Source organism: Klebsiella sp. D5A (assembly GCF_001620885.1).
GTDB classification, from domain to species: Bacteria; Pseudomonadota; Gammaproteobacteria; order Enterobacterales; family Enterobacteriaceae; genus Klebsiella; species Klebsiella variicola.
In genome coordinates, this window is the sequence record NZ_LOAR01000009.1 from 121,463 (window position 1) to 134,713 (window position 13,251).

Below are 13,251 nucleotides of genomic sequence, written 5' to 3' on the forward strand. Positions count from 1 at the left end.
ACCGCGAATCAGTACAGCGTGTTGTCGGTTTTTTAATGTTTTGTGCGCTTAAAAATCAACGAGTTATCAATTTGTGCGCTTAAAATAAAAGCGCCGCCAAAAACGGCGGCGCATCATCAAAATGCAATAATCTTACTGGCTAAACTGACGGAACAACGCTTTCCCCTTTAACAAACGCAGCCCCAGCCCGCCGCCGCACAGAGATAACAACACCGCTCCCGTCAGCGGCAGCATCACCCACAAGCGCCAGTCCGGCGTCCAGGGGAAATCAAATACTTTCGTCTGCAGCATCGCCAGCGCCACTTCCGCGCCTATCGCCGCCACCAGTCCGGAAACCAGCCCCAGCAGGGCAAACTCCGCCCACAGCGTGGCGCGCAGCAGTGATTTCCCGGCCCCCAGCGTGCGCCAGACCACCAGCTCCTGATGCCGCTGGCGCATACCGACCTGGACCTGCGCCAGCAACAGCAGCACACCGCAGGCCGTGACCAGGCCCACCATCACCTCCAGCGCCCGGCTGACCTGGGAGAGCACCTGGCCGACCTGACGCAGGATGGCGCCGATATCCAACAGGCTAACGGTGGGAAACTCGCGGTTCAACTGGGTCAACATCGCGGGACCGTTATCCCAGCGGAAGCTGGTGAGCCAGCTCTGCGGCTGCCCGTCCAGCGCCCCGGAGGGGAAAATAAAGAAGAAGTTGGGCCGCAGGCTCTCCCAGTCAACTTTGCGCACGCTGCTGACCTTCGCGCTGAAGTCCTGAGTATCGCCGGTAAAGGTCACCGTATCGCCGATCTTCACCCCCAGCCGCTGCGCCAGTCCCTCTTCAATCGATACCTCGCCCGGCTTCGGCGGCCAGTTGCCGGCCACCAGCGGATTATGATCCGGACGATCGGCGCTCCAGGTCAGATTGAGTTCCCGGTTAAGCGCTTCATCTTTGTTACCGTCCGTGGAGTGGCCGTTGATCTGCGTCAGACGAGCCCGGACGATCGGATAAAATTCCGCCGCCCGGGTCTGGTGTTCGGCGAGGAAAGTCTTCACCGGCATTATCTGCTCAGGGGCGATATTGATCAGAAAGTAGTTCGGGCTTTCCGGGGGCAACTGCTGCTGCCAACGGTCAAGCAGATCGCCGCGCAGCACCAGCAGCAGCGCCAGTAGCATAAACGACAGGGAAAACGCCGCCAGCTGGCTGAGGGTCGACCACGGCTGGCGCAGCAGGCGGTTCACCGCCAGACGCAGCGGCAAGGCTTTGAGCGTCAGGCGTTTGAGCAGCCACAGTAATCCCCAGCCCACCAGGCCGCACAGCAGCGCCAGCACCACCGCCCCGGCCAGCACCGACCACAGCAGCGGGCTGCCGCCCATCAGCCAGGCCAGCCCGCCGACCACCACCGCGCAGACCACAGGAATATAGTGTTTCAGCGGCCAGACGTTAGCCACCACATCCTGACGCAGCACTCGCAGCGGCAGGGTCGCCAGCAGCAGTCGATACGGCCGCAGGCCCACCAGCAGGGAAATGACGCCTGTCGCCCCGATAGCCCACAGCCACGGCCAACCGCTGGCAGCGGGTAGCGCGGCGGGTAGCACCGGTTTGAGCATCAACAGCAGCAGGCGCTCCAGCGCCAGGCCCACGACCCCGCCGCTTATTACCGACAGCGTCAGCAGCAGCAGCCACTGGCCGACGATGAGCTTGCGCAGCTGCGCCCGCCCGGCGCCCAGCGTCTTCAAAATTGCGACCAGATCGTAGCGACTGCGGCAGTAGTGGCTCATCGCCACGGCGATCGCGGCAACGGCCAGCAGCAGCGTCAACAGCGCGGATAACAGCAGGAATTGCTGCGAGCGCTCAAGGGATTTGCCCAGCGCGCTGTCGTCCTGTTCAAGGCCAGTCCAGCGATGTTCCGCGCCGAGCTTCGGCAGCAGCCATTGTTCATAATCCGCCAGCTGTTGCGCGTTACCGGCGAACTTATAGCGCCATGCGACGCGACTGCCGGGCTGCACGGCCCCGGTTTTTGCCACGTCAGCCATATTCATCATCAGTCGCGGCGCCATCTGGAAGGGGTTAAACCCTGCATCCGGCTCCTGAATCACTTCCCCGGCAATGCGCAGCGTGGCATCGCCAACGTCAATCGTATCGCCGGTTTTCAGGTTCAGGAGCGCCATCAGCCTTGGCGCCAGCAGCACGCTCCCCGCCTGCGGCTTCAGCCCCGGCGGCTGCGTCTCGAGGGTGCCATACAGCGGATAACGGTCGTCCACCGCCTTAACGTCCGCCAGCTGCGGCGTATCACCGGCGAACGTCATGGTGGCGAAGCTCAGCTGCTCGCCGACGGTCAGCCCTGACTTCCGCGCTTGCGCGATCCACTCGGCGGGTACCTCGCGCGAACTGCGCAGCGTACGGTCGCCGGCCATAAACTCACGGCTTTGCTGGCTAAGGCCTTTCTCCATCCGATCGCTTATCGACCCCAGGGCCAGCACGCAGGCCACGGCGAGGCTTAACGCCAGCCAAACGATCAGCAGCGACGGCGAGCGCCATTCGCGCCAGAACCAGCGGGCGATCATGCTTCCTCCCGCAGCTGACCATCCACCAGGCGCAGACGGCGGTCGCAGCGCGCCGCCAGCAGCGGATCGTGAGTGACGAGGATCAGGGTGGTACCGTGTTCGCGATTAAGCGAGAACAGCAGATCGGCAATTTTGTCCCCGGTCTGGCGATCGAGGTTGCCGGTGGGCTCATCGGCGAACAGGAGGGCCGGGCGACCGTTAAAGGCCCGGGCCAGCGCCACCCTCTGCTGTTCACCGCCGGAGAGCTGCGCCGGCAGGTGGTGCAGGCGTTTGCCAAGCCCCAGTTGCTCAAGCAGCGCGCGGGCATCGCCCTGACTCTCGCTGTCGCTGGCACCGCGCAGCAGCGCCGGCAGCTCGACGTTCTCCAGGGCGTTGAGCGTCGGGATCAGCATAAACGACTGAAAAACAAAGCCAACGTGCTGCGCCCGCAGCGCCGCCCGCGCCTCCTCATCCATCCGATGCAGCGGTTTGCCCAGCATCGAGACTTCCCCGCTGCTGCCATCGTCCAGGCCAGCGAGGATCGCCAGCAGGGTCGATTTACCGGAACCTGACTCGCCGATCAGGGCGATGGTCTGCCGCGGTTTGACAACCAGCTCAACTCCGGTAAGGATGGAGAGCTGATGCTCTCCCTGACCGACGGACTTCTTAAGATGATGAACTTCAAGTATGTTTTCCGCTGGCATGTGCCTTTCCTGTTTTTGTTCCTGTTTACCTGCCGCGCAATGGCGGCGGACACGCTGCTGATCCTCGGCGACAGCCTGAGCGCTGGCTATCGAATGGCGGCCAACGCCGCCTGGCCTGCGCTGCTCAATGAGAAGTGGCAGGCGAAAACGCCGGTGGTGAACGCCAGCATCAGCGGCGATACCTCGCAGCAGGGGCTGGCCCGCCTGCCAGCGCTGCTTAAGCAGCATCAGCCGCGCTGGGTGCTGGTTGAGCTCGGCGGCAATGACGGGCTGCGCGGTTTTCCGCCACAGCAGACCGAGCAAACACTGCGCACCATTATTAAAGATATCAAAGCGGCCAACGCCGAGCCGCTGCTGATGCAAATTCACCTGCCGGCGAACTATGGCCGCCGCTATAATGAAGCCTTCGGCGCGATTTACCCGGCCCTGGCCAAAGAGTTCGATATTCCTCTCCTGCCTTTTTTTATGGAGGAGGTCTATCTCAAACCGCAATGGATGCAGGACGACGGCATTCACCCAAATCGCGACGCGCAGCCGTTTATCGCCGACTGGATGGCGAACCGGCTGGCTCCCTTAGTTAATCATGACTCCTGAACGCCAGGGGTCGCTGACAGGTAAAGTTATGCAAAAAACGGTTTTAGTGACAGGCTGTTCCAGCGGAATTGGTCTGGAAAGCGCGCTGGATTTAACCCGCCAGGGCTTTCGCGTGCTGGCGGCCTGCCGCAAAGCGGAGGACGTCGCGCGGATGCAGGAGCTGGGGCTAACCGGTATTTTGCTCGATCTGGATGACCCACAGAGCGTGGAGCGCGCGGCGGCGGAGGTGATTGCGCTGACCGATAATCGTCTCTATGGCCTGTTCAATAACGCCGGTTATGGCGTCTATGGCCCGCTGAACACCATCAGCCGCCAGCAGATGGAACAGCAGTTTTCCGCCAACTTTTTCGGCGCGCATCAGCTGACCATGCTGCTGCTGCCGGCGATGACGCCGCACGGCGAAGGGCGCATCGTGATGACCTCCTCGGTGATGGGGCTCATCGCCAGTCCCGGTCGCGGGGCCTATGCCGCCAGTAAATACGCCCTCGAGGCGTGGTCCGATGCGCTACGCATGGAATTGCGCCACAGTGGTATTCAGGTCAGCCTGATTGAACCGGGCCCGATCCGCACCCGCTTTACCGATAACGTCAACCAGACGCAAAGCGATAAACCCGTAGAAAATCCGGGCATCGCCGCTCGCTTTACCCTCGGGCCGGAGGCGGTGGTGGAAAAAGTGCGCCACGCTTTTACCAGCGATAAGCCAAAGCTGCGCTACCCGGTCACTCTGGTGACTCACGCGGTGGCGCTGCTCAAACGCCTGCTGCCTGCCCGCGCGATGGACAAAATTATCCACGGCTGAGTTGAAGCGCGGCATGCCGCCCCCATGTAAAACAGAAATCGACTAACGAGAAATGCCCATGTCCGAACAGAATATTGTCAATATTAGCGAAGCGAACCTGCAGCAGACGCTACAGCAGTCCATGAACGTCCCGGTGCTGTTTTATTTCTGGTCTGCCCGCAGCCAGCACTGCGAACAACTGACCCCAGTCCTCGAGCGCCTGGCCGCCCAGTATAACGGCCAGTTCACGCTGGCGAAGGTTGATTGCGACGCCGAGCAAATGCTCGCTTCACAGTTTGGTCTGCGCGCCATCCCTACAGTTTATCTGTTCCAGAACGGCCAGCCGGTGGACGGTTTTGAAGGCCCGCAGCCGGAGGAAGCGATTCGCGCCCTGCTGGATAAAGTCCTGCCGCGTGAAGAGGAGCTGAAAGCCCAGCAGGCGCTGGCCCTGATGCAGGAAGAAAAATACGCCGAGGCATTACCGCTGCTGAAGGAAGCCTGGCAGCTGTCGAATCAGGACAGCCAGATTGGTCTGCTGCTGGCGGAAACGCTGATTGCCCTGCACCGTTCCGATGAAGCGGAAAGCGTGCTGAAAACCATCCCGCTGCAGGATCAGGACACCCACTATCAGGGTCTGGTGGCGCAGATTGAGCTGCTCAAACAGGCCGCCGACACCCCGGAAATTCAGCAGTTGCAGCAGCAGGTGGAACAGAATCCGGACGATGCGCAGCTGGCCTCCCAGCTGGCGCTGCAGCTGCATCAGGTCGGGCGTAATGAAGAAGCGCTGGCGCTGCTGTTCAGCCATCTGCAGAAGGATTTAGGCGCCGGCGATGGCCAGGCGCGCAAGATGCTGCAGGAGATCCTCGCCGCCCTCGGTACCGGCGATGCGCTGGCCGCCAAATACCGCCGCCAGCTGTATTCGCTGCTGTACTAATCAGAGGCGCTGACCCGGATAGCGCTACGCTTATCCGGGCTACAGATTACGCCGTGGTAGCCCGGGTAAGGCGTGAACGCCGCAACCCGGGATCGTTCATGGGTGCTTTTTCAGCTGCGTTACCACCAGCTGATGACGGGCATTGAAGAACTTCCGGTAGGTCAGATAGCCGGCGATAATCGTCGACAGGCTGGCGGTCGACAGCAGCATAAAGGTCACCATGATCTGGTACTTAATCGCCTTCACCGGGTCAATACCGGCAAAAATTAGCCCCGACATCATCCCAGGCAAGCTCACCAGCCCGACCGTTTTCGCTGAATCGACGGTGGGAATCAATGACGCGCGAATGCTCTCGCGAATCAGCCGCGCCGCAGCCATCTTCGGCGTCGCGCCGAGGCTCAGCTTCTCCTGAATCTGCTGCTGCTCGCTGCTGAAGCGCTGGCCCATATTGTTGTAGCACAGCCCCACCGCCACCATGGCGTTCCCTGCCACCATCCCGGCAATTGGAATAACTTGCATCGGCACAAAGGCGATCGACCCCGAAAAGACCAGTACCGCCAACGTTAGTCCGGCGCCAGTGGTAATAGCGATAAACGACGAGACAAAAGCTCTATCGATATATTTACTGCGCTTCTTCGCATTCCACGCCGCGTTAAAGCAGATAAACAGCACCATCAACAGCGTCAGAACCGCATGATTGACGTTAAAGATATATTTCAGCACATAGCCGACGATAATCAGCTGCACGATCGCCCGGCAAATACTCCAGATAATATCTTTTTCCAGTGCCAGTTTTTCCCGATAGCTGACCAGAATAGCGATCAGCACCAGCACCATCGACAGCGCCAGCGATTCGTTCGTAATGTTATGCCCGTTCATGCTGTACCTCCTGCATGTTTCCGCCGGCAGGTTGCAGCGTAATCACTTCATCGGCATGCGAAATTTCGTTGCGATCGTGGGTGACCCACAGAACAGCAACCTGTTTTTCCGTCGCGTAGCCATGAATAATGTCATTCACATTCTGTTTATTACTTTCATCCAGCGCGCTGGTAATTTCGTCCAGTAGCAGCACGCGCGGCAGAAATTGTAAATTGCGGATCAGCGATACGCGCTGCTTTTCCCCGCCGGACAGTTCGTTAATAGACTTTTCCAGCATATTTTCGCCAAGGCCAAAGCGCTGCAGGTCAGCCACCAGCGCCTGCGGATCGGGTTGTTTGTTGCGGATCTGCCACGGAAAAACCAGGTTATCGTAGACTGAATCACCGAACAGCGCCGGCGTCTGCGCACAGTAAGACACCTGCTGACGATAGGTTTCCGGCGACAGCGTCGCGATATCCACATCGTCAAAAAACAGGCGTCCGGAGGTTGGGCTGAGCAGCGAGGCGATAATCTTCAGCAAGGTGCTTTTCCCGCAGCCGGAAGGCCCGGTAATCAGCTTAAATTCTCCGGGTCTGAGCTGAAGAGTGATATTGTGTAAAATAACTGCGTCGTCGGTCTTAAACCCCACACCCTCGAGACGCAAAAGCGCGTTATTTTCCTTCATGAGTCTTCCTGATTATTTTCTGAAACACCGCTAGTTTACCCCACTTTCCTTTCTCCAGGATGAGGAGAAAGATATACTCAGTTTAAACATGCGCTATTTCCTTGTAGCGCCCCACCAGGCAACAAGACAGGAGGTTTTTGATGCTGATTTTTATTCCTATCCTTATTTTCGTCGCGCTGGTCATTGTGGCCGCGGCGGTGAAAATTGTCCCGCAAGGCTATCAGTGGACGGTAGAACGTTTTGGGCGCTTTACCCAGACGCTGCAGCCGGGATTAAGCTTAGTCGTGCCGTTTATGGACCGAATCGGCCGCAAAGTGAACATGATGGAGCAGGTGCTCGACATCCCCTCGCAGGAGGTTATCTCCCGGGATAACGCCAACGTCACCATCGACGCTGTCTGCTTTATTCAGGTGATTGACGCGCCAAAGGCCGCCTACGAGGTCAGCAATCTTGAGCAGGCGATCGTCAACCTGACGATGACCAATATCCGTACCGTGCTCGGCTCGATGGAGCTGGACGAAATGCTCTCCCAACGCGACAGCATTAACACCCGTCTGCTGCATATCGTTGACGACGCCACTAATCCGTGGGGAGTAAAAATCACCCGCGTCGAAATTCGCGACGTTCGCCCGCCGGCGGAGCTTATTGCCTCAATGAACGCCCAGATGAAAGCCGAACGTACCAAACGCGCCTATATCCTTGAGGCCGAAGGGGTGCGACAGGCGGAAATTCTGAAAGCGGAAGGGGAAAAGCAGTCGCAGATCCTCAAAGCCGAGGGGGAACGGCAGTCCGCTTTCCTGCAGGCCGAAGCTCGCGAACGTTCCGCCGAAGCGGAAGCCCGCGCCACTCAGATGGTCTCCTCGGCAATCGCCTCGGGCGATATTCAGGCGATCAACTACTTCGTGGCGCAGAAGTACACCGATGCGCTGCAGCAGATTGGCGCCGCTAACAACAGCAAAGTGGTGCTGATGCCGCTGGATGCCAGTAGCCTGATGGGATCGATTGCCGGGATCAGCGAGCTGATCAAAGAAGGCGCTGGCGATCGGAAAAAATCATGATCGACATGATCTTCGCCCATCCGCATCTGTTCTGGTTAAGCCTGGGCGGGCTGCTGCTGGCGGCCGAGATGCTTGGCGGCAGCGGCTATCTGCTGTGGAGCGGCGTCGCTGGCGTGGTGACCGGCGCCCTGACCTGGCTCCTGCCGCTGAACTGGGAATGGCAAGGGACGCTGTTTGCCGTTCTCACCCTGCTGGCGGCGTGGCTGTGGTCGAAATGGCTGCGCAAGCGGGTCAAAACGCAGCGTCCGGCCGATGCTCAGCTCAACCAGCGCGGGCAGCAACTGGTGGGCCGCCGCCTGACGCTGGATGCCCCGCTGGTAAACGGCCGTGGCCATGTACGCGTGGGCGACAGCTCCTGGCCGGTGATTGCCGATGAAGACCTCGCGGCGGGCAGCAAGGTTGAAGTAATTGCCGTAGAAGGAATTACGCTACGAATCAGACCCGTCGTCCGTTAAGCCTGCGCCTTGCGATGGCAGCAGCCGGAAAGATTATCGATAATCGGGCACTCCGCGCTGTCGTCGCCGGGGCAGGATTCGGCCAGCGCCAGCAGGTGCGCGCGCATATTTTGCAGCTCGCGGATATGGTTCTCGATATCCGCCACTTTCTCCAGCGTGCGTTTTTTCACATCGGCGCTGTGCCGCGACGGGTCGTTGAACAAGGCCACCAGCTCGCGGCACTCTTCCAGGTTAAACCCCACCTGCCGCGCCTGGCGCAGCAGCGTCAGCTCATCGAGATGCTGCTGACTGTAAGTGCGGTAGCCGTTTTCGCTCCGCAACGGCGGCGTCACCAGCCCCTTCTCTTCGTAAAAACGAATCGCTTTGCTGGTTAAACCGGTTTTTTTCGCCACATCGCTGATATTCATTTTTTCTCCTTGACCTTCCCCTTGCTGGAAGGTTTAACCTTCTTAATACTCGATGAAAGAGTGGGTCTGGTCAATCGTTGACCGGAAAATTATTCAGGAGTTATTTATGTCTAACACTATCGACCTGACGCTGGATGGCCTCTCCTGCGGCCACTGCGTCAAACGCGTGAAAGAGAGTCTGGAACAGCGTCCTGACGTTGAGCAAGCCGAGGTGACCCTCACTGAAGCCCATGTCACGGGCAGCGCCAGCGCGCAAGCGCTGATTGATACCGTGAAACAAGCCGGATACGGCGCGGAGCTCAGCCACCCAAAGGCTAAACCGCTGGCAGAATCATCAATCCCGTCGGAAGCACTGACAGCGGCCACTCCTGAGCTTCCGGCAGCCCATGACGAAGATGACAGTCAACAGCTGCTGATCAACGGCATGAGCTGCGCCAGCTGCGTCTCCCGGGTACAAAACGCGCTTGCCGCGGTGCCGGGCGTCTCACAGGCGCGGGTTAACCTGGCGGAACGCACGGCGCTGGTGATGGGCAGTGCGTCCGCCGCAGAATTAGTGCAGGCGGTGGAGAAAGCCGGCTATGGCGCGGAGGCGATCGAAGACGATCTGCAACGCCGCGAACGCCAGCAGGAAACCGCTATTGCTACGATGAAGCGTTTTCGCTGGCAGGCGATTGTCGCCCTGCTGGTCGGCGTGCCGGTGATGGTCTGGGGGATGATCGGCGATAACATGATGGTCAGCGACGACAACCGTTCGCTGTGGCTGGTCATCGGCCTTATCACCCTCGCCGTCATGGTCTTTGCCGGCGGCCACTTCTACCGCAGCGCGTGGAAAAGCCTGAAAAACGGCACCGCCACCATGGATACGCTGGTAGCGCTCGGCACCGGCGTCGCCTGGCTGTACTCGATGAGCGTCAACCTGTGGCCACAGTGGTTCCCGATGGAAGCCCGGCATCTGTATTACGAAGCCAGCGCGATGATTATCGGCCTGATTAACCTCGGCCATATGCTGGAGGCCCGCGCCCGCCAGCGCTCCTCGAAAGCGCTGGAGAAACTGCTCGATCTGACGCCGCCTTCAGCCCGCGTGGTGACCCCTGAGGGGGAAAAGGATCTGCCGCTCGCGGAAGTTCAGGCGGGTATGACGCTGCGCCTGACCACCGGCGACCGCGTCCCGGTCGACGGCGTGATAAGCCAGGGCGAAGCCTGGTTTGATGAAGCGATGCTCACCGGCGAACCGGTGCCACAGCAAAAAGGCGATGGCGATGCCATTCACGCCGGCACCGTGGTGCAGGACGGCAGCGTGCTGTTCACCGCCAGCGCCGTCGGCAGCCAGACCACGCTGGCAAGAATTATCCGTATGGTGCGCCAGGCGCAGAGCAGCAAGCCGGAGATCGGCCAGCTGGCGGATAAAATCTCCGCCGTATTTGTTCCGGCGGTAGTCGCCATTGCGCTGATCAGCGCCGCGATCTGGTACGTCTTCGGCCCGGCGCCGCAGATCGTCTATACCCTGGTCATTGCCACCACGGTACTGATTATCGCCTGTCCGTGCGCGTTAGGCCTGGCGACGCCGATGTCGATTATCTCCGGCGTTGGCCGGGCGGCGGAGTACGGTGTGCTGGTGCGCGATGCCGATGCGCTGCAGCGCGCCAGTGAACTCGATACCCTGGTGTTCGATAAAACCGGCACCCTGACCGAAGGCAAGCCGCAGGTGGTGACTGTAAAAACCTTCTCTGGCATTGATGAAGCGACTGCGGTGCGTCTTGCCGCCGCGCTGGAACAGGGCTCAAGCCATCCGCTGGCGCGAGCGATCCTCGATAAAGCCGCCGACAGTTCGTTGCCGGAAGTGAGCTGCTTCCGCACCCTGCGCGGCCTTGGCGTCAGCGGCGAAGCGGAAGGTCATCGCCTGCTGCTCGGCAACCAGGCGCTGCTCAACGAGCAGCATATCAATACCGCCGACATAGAAAGCGAGATGACGGCGCAGGCCTCGCGCGGCGCCACGCCGGTGCTGCTGGCGGTGGATGGTCAGGCGGCCGCGCTGTTCGCCATCCGTGACCCGCTGCGCGAAGACAGCGTCGACGCCCTGGCCCGCCTGCATCGGCAGGGCTACCGGCTGGTGATGCTTACCGGGGATAACCCCACCACCGCGAAGGCCATCGCCAAAGAAGCCGGCATTGATGAAGTGATCGCCGGCGTGCTGCCGGACGGTAAAGCCGATGCCATTAAACGACTGCAGAGCCAGGGGCACAAAGTGGCGATGGTTGGCGACGGCATTAACGACGCTCCGGCGCTGGCCCAGGCCGATGTCGGGATCGCCATGGGCGGCGGCAGCGATGTCGCTATTGAAACCGCGGCGATCACCCTGATGCGCCATAGTCTTCACGGCGTGGCCGATGCGCTGGCGATTTCGAAGGCGACCTTACGCAATATGAAGCAGAACCTGCTGGGCGCGTTTGTCTACAACTCGCTGGGTATCCCGATTGCAGCCGGGATCCTCTGGCCGCTGACCGGCACCCTGCTCAATCCGGTGGTCGCCGGCGCGGCGATGGCGCTGTCGTCGATCACCGTGGTGAGTAACGCCAACCGCCTGCTGCGCTTTAAACCAAAAGAGTAAACGCCGTCAGATGAAACGGGCGCTGACGTTGTTCGGCGCCCGTTTTTTGCTGACACAAGAAAAGCCCGCCGGAAGGGTGACGTGTATCACCATATGCGCTAGCATGAAGTCCTCACACTTCGGAGCGCGTATGGGCCTGTTAAACCGGATAAAAATGCTGTGGCGAGCCGCCGTCGGCTCGTCTTATTCCTGGCCTGCGATGGATATCGTCCTGCCCGGCGAACGCTATTTGCACCTCGTCGGCAGCATCCATATGGGCACCCGCGACATGGCGCCGCCGCCAGCGAAGCTTCTGAAAAAAATACGCCAGGCCGATGCGTTAATCGTCGAGGCCGATATCAGCGGCAATGAAACCCCGTTTAGCAACCTTCCCTCTTACCCGCCGCTGGCAGAACGTCTGAGCGATGCGCAGTTGAGCGAGCTAGAGGCGCGAGCCGGCGAGCTGGGCCTGTCGGTCGGGCTGTTCGACAGCCAGCCGCTGTGGCAGGTGGCGATGGTGCTACAAGCCACCCAGGCGCAGAAGCTGGGACTGCGGCCGGATTACGGCATCGATTATCAGTTGCTGATGGCCGCCCGCGAGAGCAACATAACGGTGATGGAGCTGGAAGGCGCCGACAGCCAAATCGCGCTGCTGCGCGATCTGCCCGACGGGGGGATGGCGCTGCTGGAGGATACGCTGAGCCACTGGCGGACCAATGCCCGCCTGCTACAGGTGATGATCGGCTGGTGGCTGGAGCAACCGCCATCGCGCGGCGCGGTATCGCTGCCGACGACCTTTAGCCAGTCTTTGTATGATGTGCTGATGCACCAGCGCAATCTCGCCTGGCGCGAGACGCTGCTGGCCTTGCCGCCGGGGCGCTACGTGGTTGCCGTCGGCGCGCTGCACCTGTATGGCGAAGGGAATCTGCCGGATATGCTGACCTAAAAAAATGGCCAATATTGCTATTGGCCCGTCAAAGAGGAATTTCATCATTATTATTATCCCGGGATTTGCATCCCGGATCGTCTGATTGTCGCTCAAAGTGACCATCACTGCCAACACTATTGCGCAAGATGGTACTATTTTTTAGACAACCTGCGGGCGTATTCTGACGTCACGCAAAACCGGTTGGTAAGAAGGATAGCTATGACTCCCGCCGTTAAATTACTCGAAAAAAACAAAATCCCCTTTCAGATCCACAGTTACGATCACGATCCCAATGAGACCAACTTCGGAGATGAAGTGGTGCGCAAGCTCGGCCTCAATGCCGACCAGGTTTACAAGACCCTGCTGGTCGCCGTTAACGGCGATATGAAGCATCTGGCGGTCGCCGTCACCCCGGTCGCCGGGCAGCTGGATTTGAAGAAAGTGGCGAAAGCGCTGGGCGCCAAGAAAGTCGACATGGCCGACCCGATGGTGGCGCAGCGTATCACCGGCTATCTGGTGGGCGGCATCAGTCCGCTGGGGCAGAAGAAGCGCTTGCCGACGGTGATTGACGCCCCGGCGCAGGAATTTGCCACCATCTATATTTCCGGCGGCAAACGCGGTCTGGATATTGAGCTGGCGGCCAGCGATCTGGCGCAGCTTCTGGACGCGAAGTTCGCCGATATCGCCCGCCGCGATTGAGCACACCATCCCGGATAGCGGCGCACGCGCCTTATCCG

General features: G+C 60.1%; 14 protein-coding genes. 9 read left to right on the forward strand and 5 right to left on the reverse strand.

What is annotated here, in order from left to right; translation table 11 throughout:
- Positions 1 to 42 precede the first annotated feature (42 nt).
- A complete protein-coding gene (locus AS136_RS28700) occupies positions 43 to 171 on the forward strand; it encodes a hypothetical protein (protein WP_046620513.1) in 129 nt (42 codons plus the stop codon).
- On the opposite strand, the gene ybbP is transcribed toward AS136_RS28700, so the two are convergent.
- Both ybbP and ybbA read right to left on the reverse strand, forming a co-directional pair.
- A complete protein-coding gene (ybbP, locus tag AS136_RS14845) occupies positions 133 to 2,547 on the reverse strand; it encodes a putative ABC transporter permease subunit YbbP (RefSeq protein WP_063266831.1) in 2,415 nt (804 codons plus the stop codon). The two genes, AS136_RS28700 and ybbP, sit on opposite strands and share 39 nt — an antisense overlap.
- Positions 2,544 to 3,230: a putative ABC transporter ATP-binding protein YbbA gene (ybbA, locus tag AS136_RS14850; RefSeq protein WP_008805463.1), complete on the reverse strand. Its 687-nt coding sequence runs from the start codon at positions 3,228 to 3,230 to the stop codon at positions 2,544 to 2,546. Before ybbA ends, ybbP begins: the two co-directional genes overlap by 4 nt.
- Here ybbA and tesA point away from each other — a divergent pair.
- The 3 genes from tesA to AS136_RS14865 are packed head-to-tail and all read left to right on the forward strand — an operon-like array spanning position 3,201 to position 5,536.
- Positions 3,201 to 3,824 (forward strand): multifunctional acyl-CoA thioesterase I/protease I/lysophospholipase L1, encoded by a 624-nt coding sequence (tesA, locus tag AS136_RS14855; protein ID WP_012542655.1) that lies wholly within the window; start codon positions 3,201 to 3,203, stop codon positions 3,822 to 3,824. The genes ybbA and tesA overlap by 30 nt on opposite strands.
- Positions 3,814 to 4,623 carry an SDR family oxidoreductase gene (locus AS136_RS14860; RefSeq protein WP_009484702.1) on the forward strand — a complete coding sequence of 270 codons (810 nt, stop codon included), beginning with the start codon at positions 3,814 to 3,816 and terminating at the stop codon, positions 4,621 to 4,623. Before tesA ends, AS136_RS14860 begins: the two co-directional genes overlap by 11 nt.
- A gap of 58 nt (positions 4,624 to 4,681) precedes the next feature.
- Positions 4,682 to 5,536 (forward strand): co-chaperone YbbN, encoded by an 855-nt coding sequence (locus tag AS136_RS14865; protein WP_008805461.1) that lies wholly within the window; start codon positions 4,682 to 4,684, stop codon positions 5,534 to 5,536.
- A gap of 96 nt (positions 5,537 to 5,632) precedes the next feature.
- On the opposite strand, the gene fetB is transcribed toward AS136_RS14865, so the two are convergent.
- Together fetB and fetA are read right to left on the reverse strand one after the other, a co-directional pair.
- Positions 5,633 to 6,415 carry an iron efflux ABC transporter permease subunit FetB gene (gene fetB / locus AS136_RS14870; protein WP_012542656.1) on the reverse strand — a complete coding sequence of 261 codons (783 nt, stop codon included), beginning with the start codon at positions 6,413 to 6,415 and terminating at the stop codon, positions 5,633 to 5,635.
- Positions 6,402 to 7,079: an iron efflux ABC transporter ATP-binding subunit FetA gene (gene fetA / locus AS136_RS14875; RefSeq protein WP_022065246.1), complete on the reverse strand. Its 678-nt coding sequence runs from the start codon at positions 7,077 to 7,079 to the stop codon at positions 6,402 to 6,404. Before fetA ends, fetB begins: the two co-directional genes overlap by 14 nt.
- Positions 7,080 to 7,219: 140 nt before the next feature.
- Between fetA and AS136_RS14880 the strand changes: the two genes are divergently transcribed.
- Positions 7,220 to 8,137, forward strand: a complete 918-nt coding sequence (locus AS136_RS14880; protein WP_002892258.1) for an SPFH domain-containing protein — start codon at positions 7,220 to 7,222, stop codon at positions 8,135 to 8,137.
- On the forward strand, positions 8,134 to 8,592 hold the full coding sequence (locus tag AS136_RS14885) for an NfeD family protein (RefSeq protein WP_032734897.1): 459 nt from the start codon (positions 8,134 to 8,136) through the stop codon (positions 8,590 to 8,592). The genes AS136_RS14880 and AS136_RS14885 overlap by 4 nt, the downstream gene beginning before the upstream one ends.
- Here AS136_RS14885 and cueR read toward each other — a convergent pair.
- Positions 8,589 to 8,999: a Cu(I)-responsive transcriptional regulator gene (gene cueR, locus AS136_RS14890; RefSeq protein ID WP_002892208.1), complete on the reverse strand. Its 411-nt coding sequence runs from the start codon at positions 8,997 to 8,999 to the stop codon at positions 8,589 to 8,591. The genes AS136_RS14885 and cueR overlap by 4 nt on opposite strands.
- Before the next feature lie 106 nt (positions 9,000 to 9,105).
- On the opposite strand from cueR, the gene copA reads away from it, so the two are divergent.
- The 3 genes from copA (at position 9,106) to ybaK (ending at position 13,213) form a co-directional block, all read left to right on the forward strand.
- On the forward strand, positions 9,106 to 11,607 hold the full coding sequence (gene copA, locus AS136_RS14895; protein ID WP_043875762.1) for a copper-exporting P-type ATPase CopA: 2,502 nt from the start codon (positions 9,106 to 9,108) through the stop codon (positions 11,605 to 11,607).
- A gap of 130 nt (positions 11,608 to 11,737) precedes the next feature.
- Entirely contained in the window at positions 11,738 to 12,532 is a 795-nt protein-coding gene (locus AS136_RS14900; RefSeq protein WP_012542659.1) for a TraB/GumN family protein, read from the forward strand.
- Positions 12,533 to 12,733: 201 nt separating this feature from the next.
- A complete protein-coding gene (ybaK, locus tag AS136_RS14905; RefSeq protein WP_004204728.1) occupies positions 12,734 to 13,213 on the forward strand; it encodes a Cys-tRNA(Pro)/Cys-tRNA(Cys) deacylase YbaK in 480 nt (159 codons plus the stop codon).
- Positions 13,214 to 13,251: the final 38 nt, after the last annotated feature.

What these genes read in the sequence shown, in the direction of transcription:
- fetB (WP_012542656.1), bottom strand. Translation starts at nt 6,415, where the DNA reads ATGAACGGGCATAACATTACGAACGAATCGCTGGCGCTGTCGATGGTG.
- cueR (WP_002892208.1), bottom strand. Translation starts at nt 8,999, where the DNA reads ATGAATATCAGCGATGTGGCGAAAAAAACCGGTTTAACCAGCAAAGCG.
- AS136_RS14860 (WP_009484702.1), top strand. Translation starts at nt 3,814, where the DNA reads ATGACTCCTGAACGCCAGGGGTCGCTGACAGGTAAAGTTATGCAAAAA.
- AS136_RS14885 (WP_032734897.1), top strand. Translation starts at nt 8,134, where the DNA reads ATGATCGACATGATCTTCGCCCATCCGCATCTGTTCTGGTTAAGCCTG.
- tesA (WP_012542655.1), top strand. Translation starts at nt 3,201, where the DNA reads ATGAACTTCAAGTATGTTTTCCGCTGGCATGTGCCTTTCCTGTTTTTG.
- fetA (WP_022065246.1), bottom strand. Translation starts at nt 7,079, where the DNA reads ATGAAGGAAAATAACGCGCTTTTGCGTCTCGAGGGTGTGGGGTTTAAG.
- ybaK (WP_004204728.1), top strand. Translation starts at nt 12,734, where the DNA reads ATGACTCCCGCCGTTAAATTACTCGAAAAAAACAAAATCCCCTTTCAG.
- copA (WP_043875762.1), top strand. Translation starts at nt 9,106, where the DNA reads ATGTCTAACACTATCGACCTGACGCTGGATGGCCTCTCCTGCGGCCAC.
- AS136_RS14865 (WP_008805461.1), top strand. Translation starts at nt 4,682, where the DNA reads ATGTCCGAACAGAATATTGTCAATATTAGCGAAGCGAACCTGCAGCAG.
- AS136_RS14900 (WP_012542659.1), top strand. Translation starts at nt 11,738, where the DNA reads ATGGGCCTGTTAAACCGGATAAAAATGCTGTGGCGAGCCGCCGTCGGC.
- ybbA (WP_008805463.1), bottom strand. Translation starts at nt 3,230, where the DNA reads ATGCCAGCGGAAAACATACTTGAAGTTCATCATCTTAAGAAGTCCGTC.
- AS136_RS14880 (WP_002892258.1), top strand. Translation starts at nt 7,220, where the DNA reads ATGCTGATTTTTATTCCTATCCTTATTTTCGTCGCGCTGGTCATTGTG.
- ybbP (WP_063266831.1), bottom strand. Translation starts at nt 2,547, where the DNA reads ATGATCGCCCGCTGGTTCTGGCGCGAATGGCGCTCGCCGTCGCTGCTG.